Origin of the sequence: Streptomyces sp. NPDC090045 (genome assembly GCF_044747975.1) — a bacterium.
In the GTDB taxonomy this organism is placed as follows: Bacteria; Actinomycetota; Actinomycetes; order Streptomycetales; family Streptomycetaceae; genus Streptomyces.
The window spans coordinates 79,491-105,685 of sequence record NZ_JBIVFA010000011.1; the positions used below are offsets into that span (position 1 = coordinate 79,491).

The window sequence follows — 26,195 nt, forward strand, 5'->3', positions numbered from 1 at the left end:
CTGAACAGCGGCCACGACCAGGTGCGCGGCGGGCAACGGTCTGCCCTCCCTTCCACTCTCTGCCAACCACCCAGTGAAGACAAGACTGCAATTTTTGTTCTCCACCCCGGACACTCATCACCGGGCGGAGGTCTACGCCGCTCCCCAACGGGAGGACGCTCATGTCAGAAATCTGGGATCCGCATGGCAGCCTGCAGCGCACTCTGTGGATCGGCGGCGCACAGTGGTCCGGCAAGACCACCGTGGCAGAAATCATCGCCAAGGAGCATGGCTTGACGGTGTATCACTACGACTATCATGACGCCCGCGGCCACCAGGATCGCCGGATCGCGCGCCGGGTCGCCCTGGGTGAGCCCGTGGGAGACCCCACTCCCGACCATGTCTGGGTGGAACAGAGCCCGGAGGAAATGGTCTCCGAGACGCTGGCCGGCTTCCCGGTCCGCTTCGAGTGGGCGTTGGACGACCTGCGCGCGCTGTTCACCGGCCGGCCGGCGATCGCTGAGGGATGGGGACTGCGACCGGAGCTCGTCGCGCCGCTGCTCGACTCGCTCCGGCGAATGGTCGTCCTCGTCCCCACCGAAGACTTCCGCCACCACCAGCTCCACACCCTTCCGCGCGCAGGAGCCCTCAACGTTCCTGTCACCAACCCAGCCCGCGCCCAAGCCAACCGCATCGCCCGCGACCGGCTGATTGCCGAGGATGCGGCACAGAACGCCCGCCGCCTCGGCATTCGCGTCATCGAAGTCGACGGCACGCTCAACGCGACGGCGGTGGCGGCGGAGGTGGCCGAGCACTTCGCCCCTTACCTGGGTGCGGCGACAGCTGCGTGAACGCTAGGCGCAAGCAGCCTTCCACTCTTGATCGCCAGGACACTGCCTAGTACCGGGTGACGGCGAGCGGCCCCTCCGCCGTGCCGATCGCGATGTGCGGACGCCGGCGCGGGTCCGCCCAGCGCAGGATCGCCCGCATGGCCCGCTCGGGCACCGACACGCAACCGGCCGTCGCACCCTTGCCGTTGACGTGCAGGAAGATCCCGGCGCCACGGCCGCGTACGGGCCGCTCGTAGTTGAAGGCGATGAGCAGGGCGTGCGCGTACTGCTTCTCGTACGTCACCAGGTGCTCGGCCTCGCCCGGCGCGCAGTCCGCGGGCAGCGGCTCCACCCAGCGGTTGTAGTGCGCGGACGCGTTGTCCTGGCACCACCAGGAGTCGCCCCGCACCCGCCGGTAGCCGTACTCCGTGCCGGCCGGCGCCCGCCGGATACCGAAGGCGTATGGGAGTGCGTACAGGCCCGTCGGCGTGGTGCTGGTGCCCTGCGTACGGGTCGCGCCCTCGGTGAGGCCGTTCGCCCCGAACCGGGCGGGCGCGCTCCCGGCCTCGTGCCAGCCCCCGGACCACCGGTCCCACCAGGTCAGCCGGCCGGTGGTGGATCCGGGGGCGGGCGCGACGGCGATGATCAGCTGACTGCCGCCGCCGGTGTCGGTGAGCCGGGAGGGCAGGGACGCGGGGCCGTGCGGGAGCAGACTCGCGGCGATCAGTGAACCGGTGACGAGAGCGGTACGCAGCACATGTCAGACGGTACGGGGCGGAAGGGGCAGGGGCAGCGCAGGCAGGCCGTCGACGCTCGTCCCGATGAACTCCTTCTTCTCGCAGTACGCGGCGAACTCCTCGTCCGTCTTGCGGCCGAAGTACTCCGAATGGAGGGTGCGCTCGCCCTGGTACTCCATCAGGGGGACGGCGTACCCGCAGACATCGGCGATCCGGCAGGCGCGGACGAGGATGATCGCCCGCGCCGCGGGTCCGTCGGCCTCGCCGAAGAGGGCGATCAGCTCGGCCCAGCGCGCGTCGTCGCGGAAGACCGCCTCGCCCTCGCCGTGGATGCGCACGATGTTCGGCGGGCCGCTGAACGCACACCACATGAGGGTGATCCGGCCGTTCTCGCGGACGTGCGCGATGGTCTCGGCGCCGCTGCCGCCGAAGTCCAGGTAGGCGAGCGTCTGTTCGTCGATGACCACGAGGGTCCCGGCGCGGCCCTTGGGGGACAGGTTGACGTGGCCGTCACCCGCCAGGGGTGCGGTCGCGGTGAAGAAGACCGGCTGTTCTTCGATGAACTTGCGCAGGCGGCCGTCTATGCGTTCGTGGAGTTTTCCCATGGTGATCAGTATCCGTCCGTCGTGGTTCGTGTGCGGGGGAGCCCGAGCTGTGCGCGCATCCGCTGCAGGACGTAGTCGCTGAACACTCCGGTGCAGCGGTCCAGCAGGACGCCGACCTCGGGGTCCCGGATCGGCAGGGCCGGCGGCCGGTGGGGGGACCACAGGCTCTGCAGGCGCTGCCGGGCGACCATGCGCAGTCCCGGGTCCTCGTCCGACAGCAGGTCCACGGAGGCCCGCAGTCCGGCCACGCCGCCGCGCGCGAACAGCAGCCGGTAGGCGGCCCGGCGGGTGGTCAGCGGCTGCCCGGGAGCGATGCGGGCCAGCAGCCAGTCGGCGGGCAGCTGCCCCGCCGAGGCGCGCAGGCTCACCGAGGCCTCCCGGGCCACGCCCGGGGAGGGGTCGTCCAGCAGCGACCGCAGCAGCGCGAGGTCGGTGACGTCCAGGAGGCGCAGTCCCGCGACGGCCGCCGCCCGGACCGCTCCGACGGGGTGGTCCAGCAGGGCGCGCAGCAGCGGGGCGTCCGCGCGGGCTGCGCACTCGGCGAAGCCGGTCACGGCGTACCGCGTGATCCGGTCCGGGTCCTCGACCAGCTCGCGGAGGTAGGCGTACGGATCGCCGCCGCCCTGGCGCAGGAGCCAGCGGGCACAGGCCCGGACCGTTCCGGAGCGGTCGGCGAGGTGGTGCACGGCCTCGGCGGCCCGCCCGGCCCCGCGCAGGGCGGTGACCCCGGCGGCCCGGACCATCGGGAGGTGCCCGCCCAGCAGGGCGTCGACGGCCGCGTCCGCGTCGGCCCGGTCAGGTCCGTCGTCCGGAGCCCCGGCGGCCAGGGCGGCCAGCGCGGCGTCGGTCCACAGGGTGCCCGTCACCGCGTCCTGCTCGACGGCGGCCCGCCGGGCCAGTTCCCGTACGCGGAACAGCCCGAGGTCGAGGGTGATCCGGGTGGCGAAGCGCCGGGTCGCCACGTCCGGGTTCCAGCGCAGCCACGCCAGTACGGTGTCGGGCTCCTCGCCGGTGCGGGTGTGCGCGGGCCGCTCGGCCCGCCACCAGGTCGCGGGCCGGGCCGGCCGCCACCACGGGGCGAGGACGGGGTCCTCGGCGCGCAGGGCCGCCTCGAACCGCTCCAGCGCCCAGGCGCCCTGCTCCCGCCGTCCCAGCCGCAGGACCAGCGGGGTCAGTTCGGTCAGTGTCCGCGCGGGATCGGCGGCCAGGGCCTCGCCGAGGACCCGGCGGGCGCGCTTGCGCACCGCCGGGACCCAGTCGGCACACCGGATCGCGACGAGCGGGAGCGCCGGGTCCGGCTCGGCGAGCGCGGCCTCGCGGATCCGGCCGTCCCGGTGGCACAGGCGGGTCTCCAGGCGGTCGTAGGAGGGCAGCGAGGTGCCGTGGGCGCGGGCCTGCCGGACCTCTTCGTCGAAGGCGGTCCAGGCCGCCGGCCGGTCGGGGAGGCGGACTCCGCCGATCCCGAGGCGCCTGCCGGCGAGCAGCCCCGCCGCGGCGGCCCGCCCGTTCTCCGCGTCCTGTCGCTCCCAGACGCTCATGCGCCCTCCCCCTGTCCGTGCGTACCCGGTGAGCCTAGGCGGTGGCCGGGCGTTGGCGCGCCCCATATTCGCCCTGGTCAGGGGCCTCACGGTGGGGTCGATTGACGAAACATACGGAGTAGTGCATAGTTATGCCTGTCGTTGATTGCACCGTAAGGAGAAACCCGTGACCGAGCGCGTCGTACTCGCCTACTCGGGCGGCCTGGACACCTCCGTCGCCATCGGCTGGATCGCCGAGGAGACGGGCGCCGAGGTCATCGCCGTTGCCGTGGACGTCGGCCAGGGCGGCGAGGACCTGGACGTCATCCGCAAGCGCGCGCTCGACTGCGGTGCGGTCGAGGCCGAGGTCGCCGACGCCTCCGACGAGTTCGCCAACGAGTACTGCCTCCCGGCGATCAAGGCGAACGCCCTCTACATGGACCGGTACCCGCTGGTCTCGGCGCTCTCCCGGCCGGCCATCGTCAAGCACCTGGTCGCCGCCGCGAAGAAGCACGGCGCCACGACCGTCGCCCACGGCTGCACCGGCAAGGGCAACGACCAGGTCCGCTTCGAGGCGGGCATCGTCGCCCTCGCCCCGGACCTCAAGTGCATCGCCCCGGTCCGTGACTACGCGATGACCCGCGACAAGGCGATCGCCTTCTGCGAGGAGAAGCAGCTCCCGATCGCGACCACCAAGAAGTCCCCGTACTCCATCGACCAGAACGTCTTCGGACGCGCCGTCGAGACGGGCTTCCTGGAGGACATCTGGAACGCCCCGATCGAGGACATCTACGAGTACACCTCGAACCCGGCCCTGCCGCGCGAGCCCGACGAGGTCGTCATCTCCTTCAAGGAGGGCGTCCCGGTCGCCATCGACGGCAAGCCCGTCACCGTGCTCCAGGCGATCCAGCAGCTCAACGACCGCGCCGGCGCCCAGGGCATCGGCCGGATCGACATCGTCGAGGACCGTCTCGTGGGCATCAAGTCCCGTGAGGTGTACGAGGCCCCGGGCGCGATCGCGCTGATCACCGCCCACCAGGAGCTGGAGAACGTCACCGTCGAGCGCGAGCTGGCCCGCTACAAGCGGCAGGTCGAGCAGCGCTGGGGCGAGATGGTCTACGACGGCCTGTGGTTCTCCCCGCTCAAGCGGGCGCTGGACGGCTTCATCAACGAGGCCAACCAGCACGTCACCGGTGACATCCGGATGACCCTGCACGGCGGCCGCGCCGTCGTCACCGGCCGGAAGTCGGACGAGTCGCTGTACGACTTCAACCTCGCGACCTACGACTCGGGCGACACCTTCGACCAGTCCAAGGCCCAGGGCTTCATCGAGATCTTCGGCCTCTCCTCGAAGATCGCGGCGCGGCGCGACCTCGCCTGACCGATCAGCAGTACGTGACCGCCTCCCCGTTTCCTCCGCGGCGGGGAGGCGGTTTCACATCCGAAAAGCATGCCGTACAGGCCGTACAGGCCATGCAGTCCTGAGGAGCAGTAGCTGTGAGCAGCAACAAGGGTGACGTCCGGCTCTGGGGCGGCCGGTTCGCCGACGGTCCCGCCGAGGCCCTCGCGAAGCTGTCCGCGTCGGTCCACTTCGACTGGCGCCTCGCGCCCTACGACATCGCCGGCTCGCGCGCCCACGCCCGCGTGCTCCACAAGGCGGGCCTGCTCACGGCCGAAGAGCTCGACCGCATGATCGCCGGGCTGGACCAGCTGGAGGCCGACGTGGCCGACGGCTCCTTCACCGGCACCATCGCCGACGAGGACGTGCACACCGCCCTGGAGCGCGGCCTGCTGGAGCGGCTCGGCGCCGACCTCGGCGGCAAGCTGCGCGCCGGCCGCTCCCGCAACGACCAGGTGGCCACCCTCTTCCGGATGTACCTGCGCGACCACGCCCGGACCATCGGCGGTCTGGTCGCGGACCTCCAGGACGCGCTGGTCGGCCTCGCCGAGAGCCACGCGGACGTCGCGATGCCGGGCCGGACCCACCTCCAGCACGCGCAGCCGGTGCTCTTCGCCCACCACGTACTGGCCCACGTGCAGTCCCTGTCCCGGGACGCGGAGCGGCTGCGGCAGTGGGACACCCGGACCGCGGTCTCCCCCTACGGATCGGGCGCCCTCGCCGGCTCCTCCCTGGGCCTGGACCCGGAGGCGGTCGCCGCCGACCTCGGCTTCGAACGGGGCTCGGTCGGCAACTCCATCGACGGCACGGCCTCGCGCGACTTCGTCGCCGAGTTCGCCTTCGTCACCGCGATGATCGGGATCAACCTGTCCCGGATCGCGGAGGAGATCATCATCTGGAACACGAAGGAGTTCTCCTTCGTGACGCTGCACGACGCCTTCTCCACCGGCTCGTCGATCATGCCGCAGAAGAAGAACCCGGACATCGCGGAGCTGGCGCGCGGCAAGTCGGGCCGCCTCATCGGCAACCTGACCGGTCTGCTCGCCACGCTCAAGGCGCTGCCGCTGGCGTACAACCGGGACCTCCAGGAGGACAAGGAGCCGGTCTTCGACTCCTGCGACACCCTCGAGGTCCTGCTGCCGGCCTTCACCGGCATGATGGCCACCCTCACGGTCAACCGGGAGCGGATGGAGGAGCTGGCCCCGGCGGGCTTCTCGCTCGCCACCGACATCGCGGAGTGGCTGGTCAAGCAGGGCGTGCCGTTCCGGGTGGCGCACGAGGTGGCCGGCGAGTGCGTCAAGGAGTGCGAGGCGCTCGGCATCGAGCTGGACGAGCTCACGGACGAGCAGTTCGCGAAGATCTCGGAGCACCTGACCCCCGAGGTCCGGACCGTCCTCAACGTCAAGGGCGCGCTCGCCTCCCGCAACGGCCGCGGCGGCACCGCCCCTTCGGCGGTCGCGGTCCAGCTGACCGAGCTGAAGGCCGACCTGGTCATCCAGCACGCCTGGGCGGTCCACAAGCAGTAGTCCCGAAAGCAGTAGTCCCGAGCACGGCCGGGGGCGGGGGAGCGGATGGGCTCCCCCGCCCCTTCGGCGTTTACAGGCAGACGATGCTGATCGAGAACGGCCGGTCACTGTCCACGGCGGCGTTGCCGCCCGCGGACGGGGTCGCGGTGCGGACGAAGAGCGTGTTCGCGTTCACCTGGCCGACCAGGATGGACGAGCTGCCCGGCCCGGGGTCGCTGCCGCCGTTGGTGTTGATGGTGCCCAGGAGGGCGCAGTTGTTGATGTTGGACGTCGTGGTGATGTTGTAGCGGCCGGCGCCGAAGTGGTTCACGGTTCCGGTGATGCCCTGCGCTCCCAGGAACTGTCCGCTCGCGGAGACCTTGGCCCAGGCCGTGGTGGTGGCCGCCGCCCGGACCGCCTCGTGCGGTTCGGCCGACGCCGAGGACACGGCGACCACGCCGCCGACCGTCAGTGCCATCGCCGTGGCCGCGAGGGCCAGCTTCCTCGATGTGTTCATGGTTCTCTCCCTGCCGAAAGAAGGACTCGGTGCAGGTGAACCCGCCCCGGGTAAGGGCTCACTGGAGAGGAGCCTCCCGCTTTCCGCACCGGCCCGGGAAGGTCTTGCGGGCACGGTCACTCCAAATGATCAGAGCCTGCGGAGAGGGGAGCGTTCGTTCGATGGGGGATTTTCCGGCGGGGCCCGTTGACGACCGCGCATCATCCGTGCGAACACGGGTAGTAGTCATCGAATCACAGTGAGTGCGCCCAGTTCGCAAGGGTGTCGAAGTCCTCCCCGGTCAGCCCGATCCGCTCGTCGATCCGCAGGAGCAGGGCGTGCGCCGGGTGGTGCTGCTCGACGTACTCGTGGTCCATGGCGCCGATGTCGTCGTCGATCCAGGCGAAGGGCCGGCCGCCCGTGTACTCGAGGATGTACTGGGTCTTCCAGAAGGTGCCGCGCGGTGCGCGGCCGTGCATCGACGGCCAGTCGATGAAGGGCAGCCGGGGCAGGCCGAGATGGGGGGCTATCCAGTCGTTCGCCTCGTCCTTCCACGTGGTGGCCCAGACCAGTTCGTACGCGTCCGCGAGGGTGAGCAGCTCCTCCCCGTGGGCGGGATTCAGCCAGACCCGCAGCGGCTTCGCGCTCTCCGCCTCCCTCCAGCCCGTGGGTCGCATCCGGTGCGTGGTGTAGCCCTCGGGGCGGCGCTGGGCCTTGGCCGCGTAGGGGTTCAGCGGTCCGTCGACATCGATCAGCAGCAGTGGCTTCATCGGCTCAGATTCCCTTCCGGCTGCCCGCGAGGCAGCCCATTTTTCGCGAGAATGAGACATTGACGTCTCATTCGGGGTATGCTTGTCTCATGGCCATGGATCGTGACCAGGTGCTCCGCGACGCCGCAGCCCTGCTCTCCCGCAAATCGACCGCCACGATGGACGAGGTCGCCCGCGCCGCAGGGATCGGCCGCGCGACCCTCCACCGGCACTTCGCCGGGCGCGACGCCCTCGTACGGGCCCTCGAAGAACTCGGCATCCGGGAGTTCGAGGTGGCGTTCGACAACGCCCGCCTCGACGAGGGCACGGCCGTGGAGGCGCTCAGACGCCTCGTCGCGGAGGCCGAGCCCAACGCCGAACTGCTGGCCTTCCTCGTCACCGAGAACCAGCTGTTCGAAGGCGAGGAGATCCACGAGGGATGGGCCCGGCTCGACGCCCGCGTCACCGCCCTGTTCCGGCGCGGCCAGGAAGAGGGCGACATCCGGATCGACCTGAGCCCGGCCTGGCTCACCGAGGCCCTCTACGGCCTCATCGGCAGCTGCGCCTGGGCCGTCATGGACGGCCGGGTCGCCGCCAAGGACTTTCAGTACATGATCATCGAGCTGCTGCTCGGTGGCGTCAGACGGAGTGTGGAGAAATGAGCCGTACCGAACAGCTGAGCAGGCAGACGGGGACGGAGGGGAAGAGCAAGGGGCGCTGGCTCGCGCTCTCCGTGCTCGTCCTGGCCGTGCTGCTGGTCGCGGTGGACGCCACCGTACTCGGCCTCGCCACCCCCTCCCTCAGCGAGGACCTCAAGCCGTCCGGCACCCAGCTGCTGTGGATAGGCGACATCTACTCCTTCGTCATCGCCGGACTCCTGGTGTCGATGGGCAGCCTCGGCGACCGCATCGGCCGCAAGAAGCTGCTCCTCGTCGGCGCCACCGCCTTCGGCGCCGTCTCGGTCCTCAACGCCTACGCGACCAGCCCCGAGATGATGATCGTCGCCCGGGCCCTGCTCGGCGTGGCGGGCGCCACCCTGATGCCGTCCACCCTCGCGCTGATCCGCAACATCTTCCACGACCCCAAGGAGCGCAGCCTCGCCATCGGCATCTGGGGCGCCACCGCCTCGGCCGGCGCGGCCGTCGGCCCGGTCGTCGGCGGAGCCCTGCTCCAGCACTTCTGGTGGGGCTCGGTCTTCCTCATCAACCTCCCCGTGATGATCGCCCTCGTCCTCGTCGGCATCAAGCTGCTGCCCGAGTCCAAGAACCCGGTCGCCGGCCCCTGGGACCTGGTCAGCGTCGGCCTCTCCCTCGTCGGCGTCATCGCCGTGGTCTACGCCGTCAAGGAAGTCGCCACCCACGGCCTGACCTGGGAGGTCGTGGCCACCGCAGGGCTCGGCGCGGGCGCCCTGTACGCCTTCGTCCGCCGCCAGTTCACCCTGCCGTCCCCGCTGCTCGACATGCGGCTCTTCAGGCACCGCGGCTTCTCCGGCGCGGTCCTCGCCGACCTGCTCACCGTCTTCGGCCTCTCCGGACTGGTCTTCTTCCTCTCGCAGTTCCTCCAGCTCGTCCAGGGCCGCGGGCCGCTGGAGGCCGGCCTCGCCGAACTGCCCGCCGCCGTCGGCGCGGTGGTCACCGGCCTGATCGCGGGCAACTACGCCCGCAAGTACTCCGTACGGTCCATCGTGGCCGGCGGCCTCGGCGCCATCGGCCTGGCCCTGGCCGTCCTGACCGTGATCCACAAGGAGACCGGCTACCCGCTGCTCGGCGTGGCCCTGCTCGTCGTCGGCCTCGGCGCCGGCTTCTCCTTCACCGTCACCGCCGACGTGATCCTCTCCAGCGTGCCCAAGGAGCAGGCCGGTTCGGCCTCCGCCGTCTCCGAGACCGCGTACGAACTCGGCGCCGCCCTCGGCATCGCCCTGCTCGGCTCCATCGTCACCGGCGTCTACCAGGGCTTCACCGCCCCGGCTTCCGTCGGCGGACCGGTCGCCGACGCCGCGCACGAGTCCCTGGGCGGGGCGGTCGAGGCCGCCAGGTCACTGGACCCGGCCACCGCCACGCAGATGGTGGGCGCCGCCCAGGACGCCTTCGTCGACGGCCTGCGCCTCGCCTCCGGCGTCGGTGCGGCCGTGCTGCTGGCCACCGCCGCGGCCGCCTGGTTCCTGCTCAAGGGCCAGCGGCTCCAGGACGGCGTCGAACACTGACGTCCCGCCAGAGGGTGGTGTCCCGAACGGAGTTGACAGTCCGTCGAACCAAGGGACACCATCCCGGCGATGGAGATCAACGACCTGACCCCGGCCGAGCGCCGCATCTGGGACGCCTTCCCGCGCGGTGAGGGCGTCGACTTCCGCGAGCACCCCGACGACAGCTCCGTGGACGGAGCCGGCTGGGGGCCGGACCGCACCGTCCGCGCCGAGGTGCTGCGGGCGCTGCTCCTGGGCGCCGGCCGCGCCGAGCCGGGCCAGGTCGCCGGACTGAAGGTCAAGGGCGCGAAGATCACCGGCAAGCTCGACCTGCGCTACGCGGTCGTCGACCACCCGATCCGGCTGCGCGACTGCTGGTTCGAACGCAAACCGCTCCTGTACGGCGCCCAGCTGAAAGCCCTCGTCCTGGGCTACTCCACGCTGCCCGGCCTCACCGCGGCCACCATGCGCGTCGAAGTGGTCCTGCGGCTCTCGTGCTGCCGGATCAGCGGCCCCGTCCGGCTCCAGGGCGCCAAGATATCCGGCGGCCTGTTCCTGCAGGGCGCCGTGGTCGGCCCCACGACGGGCGAGGAGGCGGACGAACCCCCGCTCCAGCTCAACCACGTGGAGATCGGCACCGACATCATCGCCAACGACCTGACCGTCCACGGCCAGCTGCGCCTCAACGGCGCCGTCGTCGGCGGCCAGGTCAGCCTCGACAACGCCCGTCTGCTCACCCCGGACGGCATCGCCCTGCACGCCGAGACCCTGTCCGTCGGAACCGACCTGCGAGCCCACCGCATGGAGGCCCGCGGCATGGTCAATCTCACCGGCGCCCGGATACCCGGCCAGCTCAACCTGGCCCGCGCGGTATTCGCCAACCCCGGCGGAACCGCCCTGCGTGCCTCCAGCTGCACCATCGGCGAGGTCTGGCTGCGCGGCTGCGACCGGATCCAGGGCATGATCAACCTGCGCCGCTCCCACCTCGACATGCTGCACATACCGACCGAGACCTGGCCCGATCAGATCCGCATCGACGGCCTGACGTACCGCACGCTGGCCCCGCACCTGCCCGCCGAGGAGCGGTTGCCCGCGCTGGAGCGCGAGGAGTCCGGCTACCTCCCGTACGCCTACGAGCAGCTGGCCGCGGCCTACCGCACCGCAGGCGACGAAGCGGCCGCCCGTACGGTCATGCTCGCCAAGCTGCGCCGGCACCGGCGCACGCTGCCCCGGCACACGCGCCTGTGGGGACTGCTCCAGGACGCCACCGTCGGCTACGGCTTCCGGCCGCTGCGGGCCACGGGCTGGCTGCTGGCGCTCCTGCTGACCGGGACGATCGCCTACGGACTCGCCCCGCCCCGGCCGCTCAAGCAGGGGGAGGCCCCCGACTTCAACGCGGTCTTCTACACGATCGACCTGATGCTGCCGATCATCGGCTTCGGGCAGGAGTCCGCCTACGCGCCGAGCGGCTGGTACCAGTGGCTCTCGTACCTGCTGATCGTGACCGGCTGGATCCTCGCCACCACCACGGCGGCGGGCGTCAGCCGGTCCCTGCGCAGGCAGTGACCGCTACGCGGCCTTCGCCTTCGTCGCGTACATGTCCACGTACTCCTGGCCGGAGAGCCGCATGACCTCGGCCATCACCGAGTCGGTGACGGCGCGCAGCACGTAGCGGTCGCGGTCCATGCCCTCGTAGCGGGAGAACTCCATCGGCTCGCCGAAGCGGACGGTGACACGGCCCGGGCGCGGCATGCCGGCGCCGCCGGGCTGGAGCTTGTCGGTGCCGATCACCGCGAACGGGACCACGGGGGCGCCGGTCATCAGGGTCAGGCGGGCGATGCCGGTGCGGCCGCGGTAGAGCCGGCCGTCGGGGGAGCGGGTGCCCTCGGGGTAGATGCCGAAGATCTTGCCCTCTTCGAGGATCCGGCGGCCGGTCATCAGGGCCGCGACCCCGCCGTTGGCCCCGTCACGGTCGACGGGGATCATGCCGGACCCGGTGAAGAACCAGGCCATGGCGCGCCCCTTGACGCCCTTCCCCGTCACGTACTCGTCCTTGCCGATGAAGTGGACCGTACGGTCGCAGACCAGCGGAAGGATCATGGAGTCGATGAAGGTGAGGTGGTTGCCCGCCAGGATCACCGGTCCGTCGCCGGGGATGTTCTCGACGCCCTCCACACGGGTGCGGAACATCATGCGCATGACCGGTCCGACTGTGGCTTTGATGAGGCGCGTACGGAACAACGTGGGCCCTCCGGCATCAAAAAGCGGTTCTCGCACTCACCGCACGGGCGGTGGTGCAGGTGAGGACGATACTCGCGGGTCAGGTCCGAGCGCACATCGGGTTCACGTGTCGGATACGCAGTGTTGACACTCGTTTGCGCCAAGTTCCCCGGATGTGCCGTCGCCGCACCCCCTGCGGCCACCCCCCTTTGCCTACCATCGGCACGCCGATCAGGGGCCGCGAAATGCCGGGACATCGGAGTTCCGGTGGCCGCGGACCTTCACGACGACGAGGAGTGGCACGCATGACACAGGGTGGGGCAGCGCGGCGCACGGTCCTGGGGGCGGCCGTCCTGGCGGCCGGGAGCGGCATCACCGGACTCGCGGCGGGACCGGCGTCCGCCACGAGCGGCGGGCACGGCGACGGAGGCCACCGGGACCTCCCGCACCCGACGGTCATCGGCCACCGCGGAGCCAGCGGCTACCGGCCCGAGCACACGATCGGTTCCTACCAGCTCGCGCTCGACATGGGCGCCGACGTCATCGAGCAGGACCTCGTCCCCACCAAGGACGGGCATCTGGTGTGCCGCCACGAGAACGAGATCGGCGGCACCACGGACGTCGCCGACCACCCGGAGTTCGCGGCGCGCCGGACCACCAAGTCCGTCGACGGGGTCTCCGTGACCGGCTGGTTCACCGAGGACTTCACGCTCGCCGAGCTGAAGACCCTGCGCGCGAAGGAGCGCATCCCCGCCGTCCGCCAGCGCAACACCCTCTACGACGGCCAGTGGGCGGTGCCCACCTTCGAGGAGGTCCTGCGCTGGGCCAACCGGGAGGGCCGCCGCCGTGACAAGCAGGTCTGGCTGCACGTGGAGACCAAGCACCCCAGCTACTTCCGGGCGCTGGGCCTCGGCCTGGAGGAGCCCCTGGCCACGCTGCTGCGCCGCTACGGACGAGACCGCCGCGATGCGGCCGTCTTCCTCCAGTCCTTCGAGCCCTCCAGCATCCAGCGGCTCTCCCGGCTGGTCTCCGCGCCCCGCGTGGTACTGCTCTCCGCGGCGCACACGCGTCCCTGGGACTTCGAACTGGCCAAGGACCCGCGGACGGTCGCGGACCTGGTCAAGCCCGAGGGCCTGAAGTGGATCGCCGGCTTCGCCCAGGGCATCGGCCCGACCATGGACCTGATCCTCCCGCGCACGGCGGACGGCCGGCTCGGAACCCCGACCACCCTGGTGAAGGACGCCCACGCCCGCGGGCTGGTGCTGCACCCCTATACCGCGCGCAATGAGAACAGCTTCCTGCCGGCCGAGTACCGCAAGGGCACCGATCCGGCCGCCTACGGCGACGCCCTCGCCGCCTTCCGGACGTACTTCGAACAGGGCATCGACGGAATCTTCACCGACAACCCGGACACCGGACTGCTCGCGGCCGAGGCCTTCCGCCCGGGCCGACGGCCCGTCAACGGCTGAGCGCGCCTTCCCGAACGAGTGGGCCGGGCCCGGCTGGGAAACCGCCGGGCCCGGCCCACTCGTCCCGCCCGGCATGGACCTGCTGAAGGCTGACCTCTTTGAGAAGCTCGGCCCGCTGCTCTCCGCGGAGGCGGCCGCGGAGGCCGCGGGCACCGGAGTGGACGCGGCCGACCTGGAACAAGCCGTCTGGGTCAGGCTGCTGGAGAGAGGCCGGAGCGCCCCCGATCCCGCCGAGCCGGCGGAACCTGCACGCTGGCTGCGCCGGGCGGTACGCGCGGAGGCCCGCCTGGCCCGGCGCCGGGCCCGCCGGGAGATCCCGTACGACGGCCCGCCGGCCGGCGACAGCGCGGGAGACGAACCGGCCGCCAGGCGCGAACCGGCCGTGGGGGCCGAACCGGAAGACGCCCTTCTGCACGGGGAGGTGAACCGCGCACTCCGATCGGCGGTCGCCCGGTTGCCCGGGCGCTGTCCCGAGCTGATGAAGGCATTTCTTTCGCCCAGAGACCTCACTTACCGTGAAATCGCAGGAGAGTTGGGTATCTCACAAGGAAGTTTGGGGCCCGTCCGTTCCCGATGCCTGGGATGTCTGCGCAGAATGCTGGCTGCAGAGGTTGCGGCTCCTGGCCTTCGGGGAATGGAGCGGTAGACCAACGGGCTACCAGGTGAGCTGGAGGCATGCGCACATGGGCATGAGCGTGACCATTTCGGCGGCGGCTGCCGAGGACGCTGAGCAGATCTTCAAACTGCAGTACCTGGCCTTCCAGCGCGAGGCCGAGCTGTACGGCAACTACCTCATCCAGCCGCTCACCCAGTCCCTGGACTCCCTCAAGGGAGAGCTGGCGACGGACACGGTCCTGGTGGCCCGGCTCGGCGACGAGATCGTCGGCACCGTGCGCGGCAACGTGGACGAGGACGGCACCGGCAAGATCGCCAAGCTGTGCGTCCACCCCCGCCTGCAGGGTCACGGACTCGGCGCGCGCCTGCTGCGCGCGGTCGAGGAGGCCCTCGCGAGCCCCGGCACCACCACCCGCTTCCGCCTGCACACCGGGCACAAGAGCGAGTCCAACCTGCGCCTCTACCGCAAGGCCGGCTACGTCAAGGTCGGCGGCCGCACGGCCTCCGACGGGGTCCAGCTGGTGATCCTGGAGAAGGAGGCCAAGGACCCGACCGACTTCACGGTCAGCGCGTAGCGGGTCGGGCCGCAGCCGCCCGGCGCTCGTTCGCTCCGCGCCCGTTCGCCCGGCACCCGTTCGTTCAGCGCTTCGTGCGCAGCCAGAGCATCCCGGTGATCGGCAGGATCACCGGGATGAACAGGTACCCCATCCCGAAGGCCGACCACACGGTCGTGTCGGGGAAGGCGTCGGGGCTGACGAGGGACCAGGTGCCCACGGCCAGGACGCCGGCCAGCTCGGCGGCGCAGCAGACGAGCGCCGCCTTGCGGGCCGTCTCCCCGCCGCGCACCAGCGAGTACGTGATGAAGGCGTAGGCCAGCGCCGCCACGGCGGACAGTGAGTACGGGAGCGGCGCCTTGTCGAACTCGGTGGAGATCTGGAACGCGGAGCGCGAGACCGCGCCCACCACCATCACCCCGTAGAGCCACACCAGCAGCAGCCCGGGCCCGGAGACCAGCCGCTTGTGCCCGGCGGGAGTGGCGGTCGTCGTCTCAGCGTCAGGCACCGGTGGTTCCCCAGATGTCGTAGAGCCGTACTTCGAGGACGGCGAGGACGACCGCGCCGGCGGCCACCGTCACCGAACCCCACCTGGTCCGCTCGGTCAGCGAGAGCATGCCGGCCGCCGGCACCGCGGCGAACGCGCCCAGCAGGTACGACACGAAGATCACCGTGCCCTCGTCGGGCTTCTCGCCCTGGCCCAGCTTGACCAGGCCGATCACCAGCTGGGCCAGGACCAGCACGGTCACGACGGCCATGCCGATGAAGTGCCAGTCCTTGGTCGGCTGGTCGCGCCATGCGGCGTGGCCGCACCAGGCGGCGAGGGCGAGTGCGGCCACGCCTATGGCGACCGTCAGGGCGTCGAGCATGCAGCGAGGGTATTACGGGCCGAAAGACCCGATGCGCGCGCCCCTTCCGGCCGGGCCGCGCTCCGGTGGCCGCGCGCGGTGCGCGGACCGTGGTCTTGACCACACAGGGCCGTCCCGCCGGGCTCCGGACCGGTGCGGAAGCATGCGCCCCGTGGGCCGCGTCGGCGCAGGTCAGGGGCGAGAGCACGGCACGCGGCAGCCACGGGTGCCGTCCGGTATACGGGCGGATTGCGTCCGCTATCCGGACGTCATTGATCGGTCAGGGGAGACGTCTGCTTTACTTGGGCCCATGACCACGACGAGCAACCGCACCCTTGCGACCGAGGCGACGATGACGCCCGGTGCTCGTTGTATGTGTCGAATGTGCGCCTTCTGAGGGCCCCTTCCTGAGCCTCGCGCCCCGAAGCGAGACCAGCCGCGCCTGAGCGTCACCAGCTGATGAACAGCACGGCTCACTCCTGCCCCGCGCATGCGACCAAGCCATCGTTTTCTGACGGTTCGTCCCGTATCGCGTCCCCAGATGTTTGCCCCGTGCCCGGCACCCCGCTGCGCCGTGCACTCGACAGCGACGGAAATCCTGTGATCACCACATCGGGCCTCACGAAGGTCTACCAGTCCCGTGGCCGCGAGGTCACCGCCCTGGACGGCGTCGATCTCCACGTCCGTGAGGGCGAGGTGTACGGAGTCATCGGCCAGAGCGGAGCCGGCAAGTCCTCCCTGATCCGCTGCGTGAACCTGCTGGAGCGTCCCACCACCGGCACCGTGAGCGTCGACGGAGTCGACCTCACCGCGCTCGCCGGCCGCGGCCGCCGCGCCGGCAAGGAGCTCCGCGAGGCCCGCAGCCGCATCGGCATGGTCTTCCAGCACTTCAACCTGCTGTCCTCGCGCACCGTCCAGGCCAACGTCGAACTGCCCCTGGAGATCCTCGGGGTCTCCGGCCGCGAACGCTCCCGCAAGGCCCTCGAACTCCTCGACCTGGTCGGCCTCGCCGACAAGGCCAAGGCCTACCCCACCCAGCTCTCCGGCGGACAGAAGCAGCGCGTCGGCATCGCCCGCGCCCTGGCCGGCGACCCCAAGGTGCTGCTCTCCGACGAGGCCACCAGCGCCCTGGACCCCGAGACCACCCGCTCCATCCTCAAGCTGCTGCGCGACCTCAACCAGCAGCTCGGCCTCACCGTGCTGCTCATCACGCACGAGATGGACGTCGTCAAGACCGTCTGCGACTCGGCGGCCCTGATGAAGAACGGCCGGATCGTCGAGTCCGGCACCGTCGCCGAACTGCTCGCCACCCCCGGCTCCGAGCTGGCGGGCGAGCTCTTCCCGGTCACCGGCGCGGCCACCGGCCCCGACCGCACCGTCGTCGACGTCACCTTCCACGGCGAGGCCGCCGCCCAGCCGGTCATCTCGCAGCTCTCGCGCACGTACAACATCGACATCTCGATCCTCGGCGCCGCGATGGACACCGTCGCCGGCCGGCTGATCGGCCGCATGCGCATCGAACTGCCCGGCCGCTACGAGGACAACGTCGTGCCGGTGGGCTTCCTGCGCGAGCAGGGCCTGCAGGTCGACGTCATCGACGAGGTCGACGAGATCGACGACGAACTGGCCGCGCTGGTCAAGGATGGTGCGAAGTGACCTGGTCCGAAATGCAGCCCCTGCTCACCCAGGGCACCTACGACACCCTCTACATGGTGCTGTGGTCCACCCTGGTGACCGTGCTCGGCGGACTGCCCATCGGCATCCTGCTGGTCCTCACCGACAAGGGCGGCCTGCTGCAGAACCAGCCGCTCAACAAGGTCCTCGGCGTGATCGTGAACATAGGCCGCTCGCTGCCGTTCATCATCCTGCTGATCTTCCTGATCCCGGTCACCACCGCGATCGTCGGCACCTTCATCGGCCCCACCGCCATGATCGTCCCGCTGGCCATCGGCGCCGTCCCCTTCTTCGCCCGGCTCGTCGAGACCGCCGTCCGCGAGGTGGACCACGGCCTGATCGAGGCCGTCGAGTCCATGGGCGGCGGCATCCCCACCCTCGTCGGCAAGGTGCTCCTGCCGCAGGCCCTGCCCTCGCTGGTCGCCGGCGTCACCACCACCGTCATCACCCTCGTCGGCTACTCCGCCATGGCCGGCGCCGTCGGCGGCGAAGGACTCGGCTCCAAGGCCATCACGTACGGCTTCCAGCGCTTCGAGACCGGCTTCATGGTCGCCACCGTCGCGGTCCTGGTCGTCCTCGTCACGGTGATCCAGCTGGTCGGTGACGGCGTGGTCCGCCTCCTGGCCCGCCGCGGCCGCACCGCCTGACCCGGCCCTCGGGCCACCCCGGACTGTCCCACCCCACAGAGCCCGCACTTGTCGTGCTTGGGCCACCACCAGCAAGTCTTCGGTACTTGTTCAGCAAGAAAGGCACTCTTCGTGCGTAAGAACATCAAGCTCACCGCCCTCGCCGCCACGGCCACCGCGCTCGCCCTCGGCCTCACCGCCTGCGGCAGCTCCTCGGACCCGTCCTCCGCCAAGGCCGACGGCGGCAAGGCCGACGAGAGCAAGCCGCTCGTCATCGCGGCCTCCCCGAGCCCGCACGCCGACATCCTGAACTTCGTCAAGGACAACCTCGCGGCGAAGGAAGGCCTCAAGCTCGACGTCAAGGAGTTCACGGACTACGTCCTGCCGAACACCGCCACCGAGCAGGGCCAGGTCGCCGGCAACTTCTTCCAGCACAAGCCGTACCTCGACGACTTCAACAAGAAGAACGGCACGCACATCGTGCCCGTCGTGAACGTGCACCTGGAGCCCCTCGGCCTCTACTCCAAGAAGGTCAAGGCGATAGCCGACATCAAGGCCGGCCAGACCATCGCCGTCCCCAACGACACCACCAACGAGGGCCGCGCGCTCCAGCTGCTCGCCGCGAACAACCTGATCACCCTCAAGGAGGGTGTCGGCACCAGCGCCAAGCTGTCCGACATCACCGACAAGAAGGGCCTGGAGTTCAAGGAGCTGGAGGCCGCCACGGTCCCGCGCGCCCTGAACGACGTGGACGCCGCCGTCATCAACGGCAACTACGCCATCGAGGCCAAGCTGTCGCCCGCCAAGGACGCGCTGATCCTGGAGAAGGCCGAGGGCAACCCCTACGCCAACTTCCTCGCGGTCAAGGACGGCAGCCAGAACGACCCGCGGATCCAGAAGCTCGCCAAGCTGCTGAACTCCGACGAGGTCAAGAAGTTCATCGAGGAGAAGTACCAGGGCTCGGTCATCCCGGCCTTCGGCACCCCGGCCTCCTGACCCGGCGGGCCGGCCGGCCCCCGGCCCGGCCCCGCAGTCAGGAATCTCGGCCCCGCACGCCCCTGACGGCGCGCGGGGCCGAGCTCTGCCCGCTTCCGGGCAACCCGGCCCTGCACATCCCCCGGTCGATGCTGCATGCTGTGGCCTACGACCCGTCGAGGCGGCCCCGCATGAACGGTCCCTCACCACGGTCGCATCGCACCACGGTCGCACCACGTTTCTCAGGCATGGAGCTGCGCATGACTACCACCTTCCCGGACGTCACCATCAGCACGGACCGGCTGGTGCTGCGCTCCTTCGAGGAAGAGGACGTCACCGCGCTCACCGAGATGATGAACGACGAGTACGTCACCGCCTGGACCACCGCGGCGCACCCCTACACCCACGCCGATGCGCACCGGTGGGCCACCCGCGACTCCCACGCCGAACGCACCGAGGGCCGCGGCATCGTCTTCGCCGTCACCGAGTTCCTCACCCAGCGCCTCGTCGGCATCGTGCACCTCCAGAACACCAACTGGCGCACCCGGGCCACCGAGGTCGGCTACGTCACCGCCCCCTGGGCCCGTGGCGAGGGCTACGCCAGCGAGTCCGTCCTCGCCGTCGCCCAATGGCTCTTCCGCGACCAGGGGTTCGAGCGCCTCGAACTGCGCACCGCCGCCGACAACACCGCCTCCCAGCAGGTGGCCCAGAAGATCGGCTGCATCAGCGAAGGCGTGCTCCGCAACGCGTGGATAGTGCGCACGCAGACCCCCGACGGAGGCTGGAGCGACACCCGCACCGACCTCATCGTCTGGAGCCTCGTCCCCGAGGACCTCGACGAAGGCGACGGCTACGACGGGTACGACTCCTACGACGGATACGCGGGCAGCACCGCCTACGGGCAGCGCGCCGACGCGCACGGCCGCGCCGTCGGCGCCGACTGGAGCTGAACCGATGACCGGGTAGTCTCACCGTGCCCGCCCCCGACGAAGCTACCCACACCCCCCCACACCAGGAGACTGACGACGATGGCCGACCGGGTCACGGTGATCGGCTGGGACGGTTCGCCCCTCACCGCGGCCGCCCGGTCCGCGCTCTCCGCCGCCACCCTCGTGGCCGGCGCCGCCCACCACCTCGCCCTCCCCGAGGTCCCGCCCGCCGCCGAACGCATCCGCCTCGGCAGCCTCGGCCTCGCCGCCCGCCGCATCGCCGGCCACCGCGGCACCGCGGTCGTCTTCGCCGACGGGGACCCCGGCTTCTTCGGCGTCGTACGCACCCTGCGCGCCCCCGAGCACGGCCTGGAGGTCGAGGTCGTCCCGGCCGTCTCCTCCGTGGCCGCCGCCTTCGCCCGCGCCGGCATGCCCTGGGACGACGCCCAGGTCGTCGTCGCCCACCCCCGCACCCTGCGCCGCGCCGTCAACGTCTGCCGTGCCCACGCCAAGGTCGCCGTCCTCACCTCGCCCGGCGCCGGCCCCGCCGAACTGGCCCTGCTCCTCGACGGAGTCCACCGCACCTTCGTCGTCTGCGAGGAACTCGGCACGGACCGGGAGCAGGTGAGCGTCCTCACCTCCGACAAGGCCGCCGACCACAGCTGGCGCGACCCCAACGTCGTCATCGTCATCGGCGGCGCGGGTCAGGCCCCGGCCGTCGAACCGGGCTGGCTGCTCGGCCAGGGCGCCGCCCACTCCGGCGACCGCGGCTGGGCCCGCCCGCAGCCCGACACGGGCGAAGGGGAGTCGGCGCAGCTCCGCGCGGCCCAGCTCGCCCGGCTCGGCCCGCGCACCGGCGACCTCGTCTGGGACATCGGCGCCGGCTCCGGCGGCGTGGCCGTGGACGCCGCCGCCCTCGGCGCCGCCGTCATCGCGGTCGACGCCGACCCGCGCGCCTGCGAACGCGTAACTGCCGCTGCCCGCAAGCGCGGAGTCCAGCTCCAGGTCGTCGCCGGGCGCGCACCGCACGTACTGGAGAACCTGCCCGAGCCCGACGTCGTCCGCGTCGGCGGAGGCGGGGCCGAGGTCGTCGCGGCCGTCGCCGACCGCCGCCCCGAACGGATCGTCAGCCACGCCTCCACCCGCGACGAGGCGGAGGCCATCGGCCGCACCCTCACCGAACACGGGTACGCCGTCGAGTGCGCGCTGCTCCAGTCCGTCGCCCTGGACCCCCGCACCTGGGCCGAACAGGACCGTTCCGTGGTGTTCCTCCTGTCGGCAGAACGCCCTGTGACCCGCTGAGACGAGGGCCGGGGTAGGCTGGCCGATCGTCGTACTGCCCCGGCGTTCCGGGCATCGCGACACCGCCGGAACGCGCGACGTGGCGCAGTCCACAGAGGACCGTGGCGGTTATGGCCGCCACGATGGCTAACGGGCGCGACAATGCTTACTGGTTGTCGTGCAGGCGTATGTGAGACGGACTCGTCGCACGCCGGACCCGCACGGCAACTCCGCTTGGAGGCCTCGTGGGCGACCGGGCGACCGACGAGGCAGAACCGATGGGCGAGGGGTAAGCATGACTGACACCGGCCAGGTACCGGGCGAGGGTCTCCCGGACAGTGCGGGCATGGTGGATCAGCAGGGCATCCCCGCTCCGGTCCAGATCCCGGCACCGATTCCCGGCGGCTACGCCTTCCAGGACCTCATGGACAACCCGGCCGAGCCGGAGGACGAGGAACTGCTGCTGATGCCGAGCGGCCAGGGCGCGTGGAGCGACCCGCAGGTCGTCCCGCCGGCCCCCGTCTTCCCCGTGGACCCCCAGTTCCCCGAGCCGCAGATGTACGCCGACGCCTCCTACGGCACCGAGCCCGCGTACCCGGGGGCCCCGGCCGCGTACGCCGAGCCGGCCGCCTACCCGGAGCCCGCCGGGTACCCCGAGTTCCCCCAGCCCTCCTTCCCCGACAGCGGCTACAGCGCGGGTGCGCACGAGGCGGGCGGCCGTGACTCCGGCGCGCTCGACCTCGGCGGGCTCGTCGTCCCGCCGCCCGCCGCTCCGGTGGCCCCCGCGGCCCCGGTCCGGCGCCCGCTGCACATGGGCCCGCCCGTGCCCGAGGCCAACGGCGGGGTCGTACGCTCCCTCGCCGACCGCGGCCCGGCCGCGGCCCCCGCTCCGGCCGCGCCGATGGCCGCCGTGCTGAGCACCCCTGTGGCGCCGCTCCGCCAGGCGGGGCCCCCGACCACGGGCCCGGAGTACCTGGACGTCCCGCGCGCGGAGGCCGTCGCGGCCCCCGTCCCGCAGCCCGGCGAGATCCCGGCGCAGGCCGGTGCGCCGTGGGCGGCGGATCCGGTCGCCACCCCGGAGCCGGTCGCCGTACCGGAGGCCGCGCCCGCGCCCGTGCAGGCCGCCGAGCCCGCGCAGCCGCCCGTGGAGCCGGAGCCGCCGGTCGTCCCCGCAGAAACGGTGGTTCAGGCCGAGCCGCAGCCCGAGCAGCCCGAGCAGCCGCCCGTGGTCGCCGAGGCCGTCCCGGCCGAGGCGGCGCCCGCGGCAGCCGAGTCCCCCGAGCCCGCCGGGCCGGAGCCGGTCGAGCCCGTCGCGCCGCAGCCCGAGCCGGTCGTCCCGGTCGAGGCCGTCGTGGCCGAGCCGGTCCAGCCGGAGCCGGCCGAGCCGCAGCCCGAGCCCGTCGTCCCGGTCGAGGCCGTCGCGGTCGAGCCGGTCCAGCCCGAGCCGGTCCAGCCGGTCGAGCCCGTCGCGCCGCAGCCCGAGCCGGTCGTCCCGGTCGAGGCCGTCGCCGCCGAGCCGGTCCAGCCCGAGCCCGTAGCCGCGCAGCCCGAGCCGGTCGCCCCGGACGAGCCCGCCGAGCCGGAACCGATCGAGGTGGCGTCGGAGCCGGCCGTCCCGGTCGAGGCCGTCACGGCCGAGCCGGACCAGCCGGAGCCCGTCGAGGCGCAGCCCGTGTCCGAGCCCGAGGCGGTCGCTCCGGCCGAGCCCGCCGCAGGCGACCCGGCCCCCGCCTACGCCGACGCCGAGCGCGAGGCCGTCCTGCGCGTCATGCGCGAGCGCCGCGACATCCGCAAGGGCTTCCGTACCGACCCGATCCCGCACGAGGTGCTGCTCCGCGTCCTGGAGGCGGCCCACACCGCGCCCAGCGTCGGCCACTCCCAGCCCTGGGACTTCGTCGTCATCCGCTCGGCCGAGACCCGCCGGACGATGCACGAGCTCGCCCAGCGCCAGCGCGAGGCCTACGCGAAGTCGCTGCCCAAGGGCCGGGCGAAGCAGTTCAAGGAACTCAAGATCGAGGCCATCCTCGACACCCCGGTGAACATCGTCGTCACCGCCGACCCCACCCGGGGCGGCCGCCACACCCTCGGCCGGCACACCCAGCCGCAGATGGCCCCGTACTCCTCGGCCCTCGCCGTCGAGAACCTCTGGCTCGCCGCCCGCGCCGAGGGCCTCGGCGTCGGCTGGGTCAGCTTCTTCGACGAGCGCGAGATGGTCCGCGAGCTCGGCCTGCCCGAGCACCTCGAGGTCGTCGCCTACCTCTGCGTCGGCTACGTCGACGAGTTCCCCGAGGAGCCCGAGCTCGCGCAGGCCGGCTGGTCGCAGCGCCGCCCGCTCTCCTGGGTCGTCCACGAGGAGACCTACGGCCGCCGCGCCCTGCCCGGCGAGGAGCCGCACGACCTCCTGTCCGAGACGGTCGCCAGCATCCGCCCGCTCGACGCGAAGGCGCTCGGCGAGGCCTGGGAGCGGCAGAAGCGCATGACCAAGCCCGCCGGGGCCCTGGGCATGCTCGAAATCATCTCCGCGCAGCTCAGCGGCCTCTCCCGGGTCTGCCCGCCGCCGATCCCGGAGCCCGCGGCGGTCGCGATCTTCGCCGGTGACCACGGCGTGCACGCCCAGGGCGTCACCCCGTGGCCCCAGGAGGTCACGACCCAGATGGTCGCCAACTTCCTCGGCGGCGGCGCGGTCTGCAACGCGTTCGCGAACCAGGTGGGCGCGGAGGTCTGCGTCATCGACGTCGGCGTCGCGGGCGACCTCCCGGCCACGCCGGGCCTGCTCCCGCGCAAGGTCCGCCCCGGCACGGCCGACCTCTCCACCGGCCCGGCGATGACCCGCGAGGAAGCGATCGCGGCCATCGAGGTCGGCATCGAGACGGCCCGCGACCTCGTCGCGGCCGGCAACAAGGCCCTCCTCACCGGCGAGATGGGCATCGCGAACACCACGGTCTCCGCGGCCCTCATCTCGGTCTTCACCGGCGTCGACCCCTCCGAGGTCACCGGCCGCGGCACGGGCATCAACGACGAGACCCACGCCCGCAAGGTCGAGGTCGTCCGCCGGGCCCTGGAACTCCACCAGCCCGACCCGGCGGACCCGATCGGCGTCCTGGCCGCCATCGGCGGCTTGGAGCACGCGGCGATCGTGGGCCTCCTCCTGGGCGGAGCCTCCCTGCGCACCCCGGTCATCCTGGACGGCGTCAGCGCCGGCGCGGCCGCCCTGGTGGCCCGCGCCATCGCCCCCGAATCCCTGTCGGCGTGCATCGCGGGCCACCGCAGCGCGGAGCCGGGCCACGTGGCGGCCCTGAACAAGCTCGGCCTGCGCCCCCTGGTCGACCTGGACCTCCGCCTCGGCGAAGGCACGGGCGCCCTCCTGGCCCTCCCCCTGGTCCAGAGCGCGGCCCGCGCGATGCACGAGGTGGCCACCTTCGACTCGGCGGGCGTCACCGAGAAGTAGGGCCGACCGGAGCACCCCGCCGCGCGGCGGGGTGCGACCCCCCGGAGCCTGGTTCCCATGAGCATCGGAGCCAGGCCCAGGGTGGTCGTCTCCCCACCGGACACCCGGGGCCTGCGCGAGGTGAGCGCGGGCAGCCGGGTCCTGGGCCGCGTCTGGTCGCTCCGGGAGCTGCGCCGCGTTCTGCACCGGGCCCGCTACCCGTCGGCCATGCCCCTGCGTGACCCGCGCTTCGTCATCTGGCGCGGCGCCGGCCCCGATACCTGGCCCGACCACCCCTGGCCCCGCCGCACGGCGGGGGCCGTGATGGCGCTCGGCCTGGCGGGCTCCGCCGTGCTCCTGGTCCGCATCGGCGCCGTGGACGCGTTCGAGTCCCAGACCTTCGCAGGGCGCCTGACCGGATGGCTGCTGCTCGGCGCGGCCGCGGTGCAGTCCGCGGGGGTCGTCTCCGCGCTCGACTACTGGGGCAAGCGGCGCTGGAAGTACTCGGGAGCCGTGACGCTGATCGGAGCCCTGATCGCTCTGGCGATGAGCGTGCTGCTGCTCAGCATGTGGTTCGAGGCGTCGGAGTTCGTCGTCTACCTGCCGGTCTACGTCGCTCTGCTCGGCTGGTCCTCGTGGGCCTCGTGGCGGCTCTGCCGCCACGAGGCCTGGAAGGGCCTGCCCCACCCCAGGAGCGTCGTCGCGGGCCTGACGCTCTCCGCCGTCCTGGCCGGTGTGAACTTCGCGAACACCACGCTCTACGAACCCAACGCGCGGCGCAGCCTCATCACGACCGAGGCGAAACTGGGGGAGCCCAAGCTCAGTCCGGACGGCAAGATCGTGCACATTCCGCTCAGGGTGAGCATCAAGAACGTCGGCACGGTTCCCGTGGACATCCTCACCACGATCTTCTGGGTGATCGGAGTGAAAACGGTGCTCCACGAGGAGACGAGGCTCCAGTACTGGCGGGAGATCCTGGCCTTCGACGGTGATGCCGAGCAGTACACCGAGGTCACCGGCCGGGACCAGCTGGCCACCGGTACGTTCGGAACCGAGGGCTCCTGGCTCGATCCGGGCAACGAACACGCCGAAGACAAGATCATCCAGATCCCGGCAGGGGTCGAGTACTCCATGATCGAGGCATCGGCCAGGGCGATCACCACGAGAAGGGACCGCGGCAAGATCGCGCCGGGTTACGGGCAACCCCAGTTCTCCTGGCACCCTTCCTCGCCCGGTTTCTCGGCCTGCCCGCTCCCGGGCGGTGACTGCATCGCCTTCCGGGCGCGCATCAGGCACAACAACAATCTGATCAACGTCACCAGGAGAGCCCGCTACGTCACGTCGTGGTGGCAGATGGAACCGGGGGGCCGGAACTCCGAGATCAATTCCGTGATCGGACCCGGAACCCCGTGCCGGGGCGTGCTGCCGCTCAAGGAGGAGCCGGAGCGCTACGGGCTCATGAGGACCCTCTCCGTGACGTCCAGGGTGCCCGCCACCGGGCTCATGCGCCCGTCGGGTGCGCCGACCCCTCCACCCTGACCGGACGGCCCGCGCCGTATGGTGGACCAGCACCGCATC

Annotated in this window: 24 protein-coding genes; 16 read left to right on the forward strand and 8 right to left on the reverse strand. The window is 71.7% G+C overall.

The annotated features are described in order from the left end of the window. The first annotated feature begins 161 nt into the window (after positions 1 to 161). Positions 162 to 830 (forward strand): hypothetical protein, encoded by a 669-nt coding sequence (locus ACIPYQ_RS26915; RefSeq protein WP_401255932.1) that lies wholly within the window; start codon positions 162 to 164, stop codon positions 828 to 830. A gap of 46 nt (positions 831 to 876) precedes the next feature. On the opposite strand, the gene ACIPYQ_RS26920 is transcribed toward ACIPYQ_RS26915, so the two are convergent. The 3 genes from ACIPYQ_RS26920 to ACIPYQ_RS26930 are packed head-to-tail and all read right to left on the reverse strand — an operon-like array spanning position 877 to position 3,689. Further along, entirely contained in the window at positions 877 to 1,563 is a 687-nt protein-coding gene (locus tag ACIPYQ_RS26920) for a L,D-transpeptidase (RefSeq protein WP_401256374.1), read from the reverse strand. 6 nt (positions 1,564 to 1,569) lie between these two features. Beyond that, positions 1,570 to 2,151: a pyridoxamine 5'-phosphate oxidase family protein gene (locus tag ACIPYQ_RS26925; protein ID WP_401255935.1), complete on the reverse strand. Its 582-nt coding sequence runs from the start codon at positions 2,149 to 2,151 to the stop codon at positions 1,570 to 1,572. Between the two features lie 5 nt (positions 2,152 to 2,156). Then, a complete protein-coding gene (locus ACIPYQ_RS26930; RefSeq protein ID WP_401255938.1) occupies positions 2,157 to 3,689 on the reverse strand; it encodes a hypothetical protein in 1,533 nt (510 codons plus the stop codon). 166 nt (positions 3,690 to 3,855) lie between these two features. Between ACIPYQ_RS26930 and ACIPYQ_RS26935 the strand changes: the two genes are divergently transcribed. Then, entirely contained in the window at positions 3,856 to 5,049 is a 1,194-nt protein-coding gene (locus ACIPYQ_RS26935; protein WP_351824100.1) for an argininosuccinate synthase, read from the forward strand. 116 nt (positions 5,050 to 5,165) lie between these two features. Next, the gene (gene argH, locus ACIPYQ_RS26940) at positions 5,166 to 6,593 is read left to right on the forward strand and encodes an argininosuccinate lyase (RefSeq protein ID WP_361765555.1); all 1,428 of its coding nucleotides are present in this window, start codon (positions 5,166 to 5,168) and stop codon (positions 6,591 to 6,593) included. A 70-nt stretch (positions 6,594 to 6,663) separates the two neighbouring features. Here the strand turns inward: argH and ACIPYQ_RS26945 are convergent, their stop codons facing one another. Together ACIPYQ_RS26945 and ACIPYQ_RS26950 are read right to left on the reverse strand one after the other, a co-directional pair. Then, positions 6,664 to 7,089, reverse strand: coding sequence for a hypothetical protein (locus ACIPYQ_RS26945; RefSeq protein ID WP_401255942.1), 426 nt, complete (start codon positions 7,087 to 7,089; stop codon positions 6,664 to 6,666). A gap of 233 nt (positions 7,090 to 7,322) precedes the next feature. Beyond that, the gene (locus ACIPYQ_RS26950) at positions 7,323 to 7,838 is read right to left on the reverse strand and encodes an HAD domain-containing protein (protein WP_401255945.1); all 516 of its coding nucleotides are present in this window, start codon (positions 7,836 to 7,838) and stop codon (positions 7,323 to 7,325) included. An 89-nt stretch (positions 7,839 to 7,927) separates the two neighbouring features. Between ACIPYQ_RS26950 and ACIPYQ_RS26955 the strand changes: the two genes are divergently transcribed. From ACIPYQ_RS26955 to ACIPYQ_RS26965, 3 genes are all read left to right on the forward strand, one after another. After that, positions 7,928 to 8,479: a TetR/AcrR family transcriptional regulator gene (locus ACIPYQ_RS26955; protein ID WP_401255948.1), complete on the forward strand. Its 552-nt coding sequence runs from the start codon at positions 7,928 to 7,930 to the stop codon at positions 8,477 to 8,479. Then, positions 8,476 to 10,020, forward strand: a complete 1,545-nt coding sequence (locus tag ACIPYQ_RS26960) for an MFS transporter (RefSeq protein ID WP_401255951.1) — start codon at positions 8,476 to 8,478, stop codon at positions 10,018 to 10,020. Before ACIPYQ_RS26955 ends, ACIPYQ_RS26960 begins: the two co-directional genes overlap by 4 nt. A 69-nt stretch (positions 10,021 to 10,089) precedes the next feature. Continuing rightward, a complete protein-coding gene (locus tag ACIPYQ_RS26965) occupies positions 10,090 to 11,565 on the forward strand; it encodes a membrane-associated oxidoreductase (protein WP_401255954.1) in 1,476 nt (491 codons plus the stop codon). Between the two features lie 3 nt (positions 11,566 to 11,568). Here the strand turns inward: ACIPYQ_RS26965 and ACIPYQ_RS26970 are convergent, their stop codons facing one another. After that, a complete protein-coding gene (locus ACIPYQ_RS26970) occupies positions 11,569 to 12,198 on the reverse strand; it encodes a lysophospholipid acyltransferase family protein (protein WP_401255957.1) in 630 nt (209 codons plus the stop codon). Between the two features lie 326 nt (positions 12,199 to 12,524). Between ACIPYQ_RS26970 and ACIPYQ_RS26975 the strand changes: the two genes are divergently transcribed. The 3 genes from ACIPYQ_RS26975 (at position 12,525) to ACIPYQ_RS26985 (ending at position 14,878) form a co-directional block, all read left to right on the forward strand. Next, the gene (locus tag ACIPYQ_RS26975; RefSeq protein WP_401255960.1) at positions 12,525 to 13,688 is read left to right on the forward strand and encodes a glycerophosphodiester phosphodiesterase; all 1,164 of its coding nucleotides are present in this window, start codon (positions 12,525 to 12,527) and stop codon (positions 13,686 to 13,688) included. Positions 13,689 to 13,761: 73 nt separating this feature from the next. Continuing rightward, positions 13,762 to 14,334: an RNA polymerase sigma factor gene (locus ACIPYQ_RS26980; RefSeq protein ID WP_401255963.1), complete on the forward strand. Its 573-nt coding sequence runs from the start codon at positions 13,762 to 13,764 to the stop codon at positions 14,332 to 14,334. A gap of 37 nt (positions 14,335 to 14,371) precedes the next feature. Next, complete coding sequence (locus ACIPYQ_RS26985) at positions 14,372 to 14,878, forward strand: GNAT family N-acetyltransferase (protein WP_361765740.1); 507 nt, start codon at positions 14,372 to 14,374, stop codon at positions 14,876 to 14,878. 64 nt (positions 14,879 to 14,942) lie between these two features. Here the strand turns inward: ACIPYQ_RS26985 and ACIPYQ_RS26990 are convergent, their stop codons facing one another. Then, positions 14,943 to 15,365: a hypothetical protein gene (locus ACIPYQ_RS26990; RefSeq protein WP_401255967.1), complete on the reverse strand. Its 423-nt coding sequence runs from the start codon at positions 15,363 to 15,365 to the stop codon at positions 14,943 to 14,945. Then, a complete protein-coding gene (locus ACIPYQ_RS26995) occupies positions 15,358 to 15,726 on the reverse strand; it encodes a hypothetical protein (protein ID WP_351289598.1) in 369 nt (122 codons plus the stop codon). Before ACIPYQ_RS26995 ends, ACIPYQ_RS26990 begins: the two co-directional genes overlap by 8 nt. Before the next feature lie 579 nt (positions 15,727 to 16,305). Here ACIPYQ_RS26995 and ACIPYQ_RS27000 point away from each other — a divergent pair. From ACIPYQ_RS27000 to ACIPYQ_RS27030, 7 genes are all read left to right on the forward strand, one after another. After that, positions 16,306 to 17,361 (forward strand): ATP-binding cassette domain-containing protein, encoded by a 1,056-nt coding sequence (locus ACIPYQ_RS27000; RefSeq protein ID WP_362239213.1) that lies wholly within the window; start codon positions 16,306 to 16,308, stop codon positions 17,359 to 17,361. Beyond that, positions 17,358 to 18,026 carry a methionine ABC transporter permease gene (locus ACIPYQ_RS27005; RefSeq protein ID WP_361765750.1) on the forward strand — a complete coding sequence of 223 codons (669 nt, stop codon included), beginning with the start codon at positions 17,358 to 17,360 and terminating at the stop codon, positions 18,024 to 18,026. Before ACIPYQ_RS27000 ends, ACIPYQ_RS27005 begins: the two co-directional genes overlap by 4 nt. Before the next feature lie 111 nt (positions 18,027 to 18,137). Next, complete coding sequence (locus ACIPYQ_RS27010) at positions 18,138 to 19,001, forward strand: MetQ/NlpA family ABC transporter substrate-binding protein (protein WP_401255970.1); 864 nt, start codon at positions 18,138 to 18,140, stop codon at positions 18,999 to 19,001. Positions 19,002 to 19,240: 239 nt separating this feature from the next. Continuing rightward, positions 19,241 to 19,930: a GNAT family N-acetyltransferase gene (locus ACIPYQ_RS27015; RefSeq protein ID WP_401255973.1), complete on the forward strand. Its 690-nt coding sequence runs from the start codon at positions 19,241 to 19,243 to the stop codon at positions 19,928 to 19,930. A 78-nt stretch (positions 19,931 to 20,008) separates the two neighbouring features. Next, positions 20,009 to 21,211, forward strand: coding sequence for a precorrin-6y C5,15-methyltransferase (decarboxylating) subunit CbiE (gene cbiE / locus ACIPYQ_RS27020; RefSeq protein WP_401255976.1), 1,203 nt, complete (start codon positions 20,009 to 20,011; stop codon positions 21,209 to 21,211). Between the two features lie 274 nt (positions 21,212 to 21,485). Further along, positions 21,486 to 24,638: a nicotinate-nucleotide--dimethylbenzimidazole phosphoribosyltransferase gene (gene cobT / locus ACIPYQ_RS27025; protein WP_401255979.1), complete on the forward strand. Its 3,153-nt coding sequence runs from the start codon at positions 21,486 to 21,488 to the stop codon at positions 24,636 to 24,638. Between the two features lie 57 nt (positions 24,639 to 24,695). Next, positions 24,696 to 26,156 carry a hypothetical protein gene (locus ACIPYQ_RS27030; protein WP_401255982.1) on the forward strand — a complete coding sequence of 487 codons (1,461 nt, stop codon included), beginning with the start codon at positions 24,696 to 24,698 and terminating at the stop codon, positions 26,154 to 26,156. Positions 26,157 to 26,195: the final 39 nt, after the last annotated feature.

Coding starts and splice junctions, on each gene's coding strand:
- ACIPYQ_RS26915 (WP_401255932.1), top strand. CDS start 162: ATGTCAGAAATCTGGGATCCGCATGGCAGCCTGCAGCGCACTCTGTGG.
- ACIPYQ_RS26925 (WP_401255935.1), bottom strand. CDS start 2,151: ATGGGAAAACTCCACGAACGCATAGACGGCCGCCTGCGCAAGTTCATC.
- ACIPYQ_RS26930 (WP_401255938.1), bottom strand. CDS start 3,689: ATGAGCGTCTGGGAGCGACAGGACGCGGAGAACGGGCGGGCCGCCGCG.
- ACIPYQ_RS26945 (WP_401255942.1), bottom strand. CDS start 7,089: ATGAACACATCGAGGAAGCTGGCCCTCGCGGCCACGGCGATGGCACTG.
- ACIPYQ_RS26950 (WP_401255945.1), bottom strand. CDS start 7,838: ATGAAGCCACTGCTGCTGATCGATGTCGACGGACCGCTGAACCCCTAC.
- ACIPYQ_RS26955 (WP_401255948.1), top strand. CDS start 7,928: ATGGCCATGGATCGTGACCAGGTGCTCCGCGACGCCGCAGCCCTGCTC.
- ACIPYQ_RS26960 (WP_401255951.1), top strand. CDS start 8,476: ATGAGCCGTACCGAACAGCTGAGCAGGCAGACGGGGACGGAGGGGAAG.
- ACIPYQ_RS26965 (WP_401255954.1), top strand. CDS start 10,090: ATGGAGATCAACGACCTGACCCCGGCCGAGCGCCGCATCTGGGACGCC.
- ACIPYQ_RS26970 (WP_401255957.1), bottom strand. CDS start 12,198: ATGCGCATGATGTTCCGCACCCGTGTGGAGGGCGTCGAGAACATCCCC.
- ACIPYQ_RS26975 (WP_401255960.1), top strand. CDS start 12,525: ATGACACAGGGTGGGGCAGCGCGGCGCACGGTCCTGGGGGCGGCCGTC.
- ACIPYQ_RS26980 (WP_401255963.1), top strand. CDS start 13,762: ATGGACCTGCTGAAGGCTGACCTCTTTGAGAAGCTCGGCCCGCTGCTC.
- ACIPYQ_RS26985 (WP_361765740.1), top strand. CDS start 14,372: ATGGGCATGAGCGTGACCATTTCGGCGGCGGCTGCCGAGGACGCTGAG.
- ACIPYQ_RS26995 (WP_351289598.1), bottom strand. CDS start 15,726: ATGCTCGACGCCCTGACGGTCGCCATAGGCGTGGCCGCACTCGCCCTC.
- ACIPYQ_RS27015 (WP_401255973.1), top strand. CDS start 19,241: ATGACTACCACCTTCCCGGACGTCACCATCAGCACGGACCGGCTGGTG.
- cbiE (WP_401255976.1), top strand. CDS start 20,009: ATGGCCGACCGGGTCACGGTGATCGGCTGGGACGGTTCGCCCCTCACC.
- cobT (WP_401255979.1), top strand. CDS start 21,486: ATGACTGACACCGGCCAGGTACCGGGCGAGGGTCTCCCGGACAGTGCG.
- ACIPYQ_RS27030 (WP_401255982.1), top strand. CDS start 24,696: ATGAGCATCGGAGCCAGGCCCAGGGTGGTCGTCTCCCCACCGGACACC.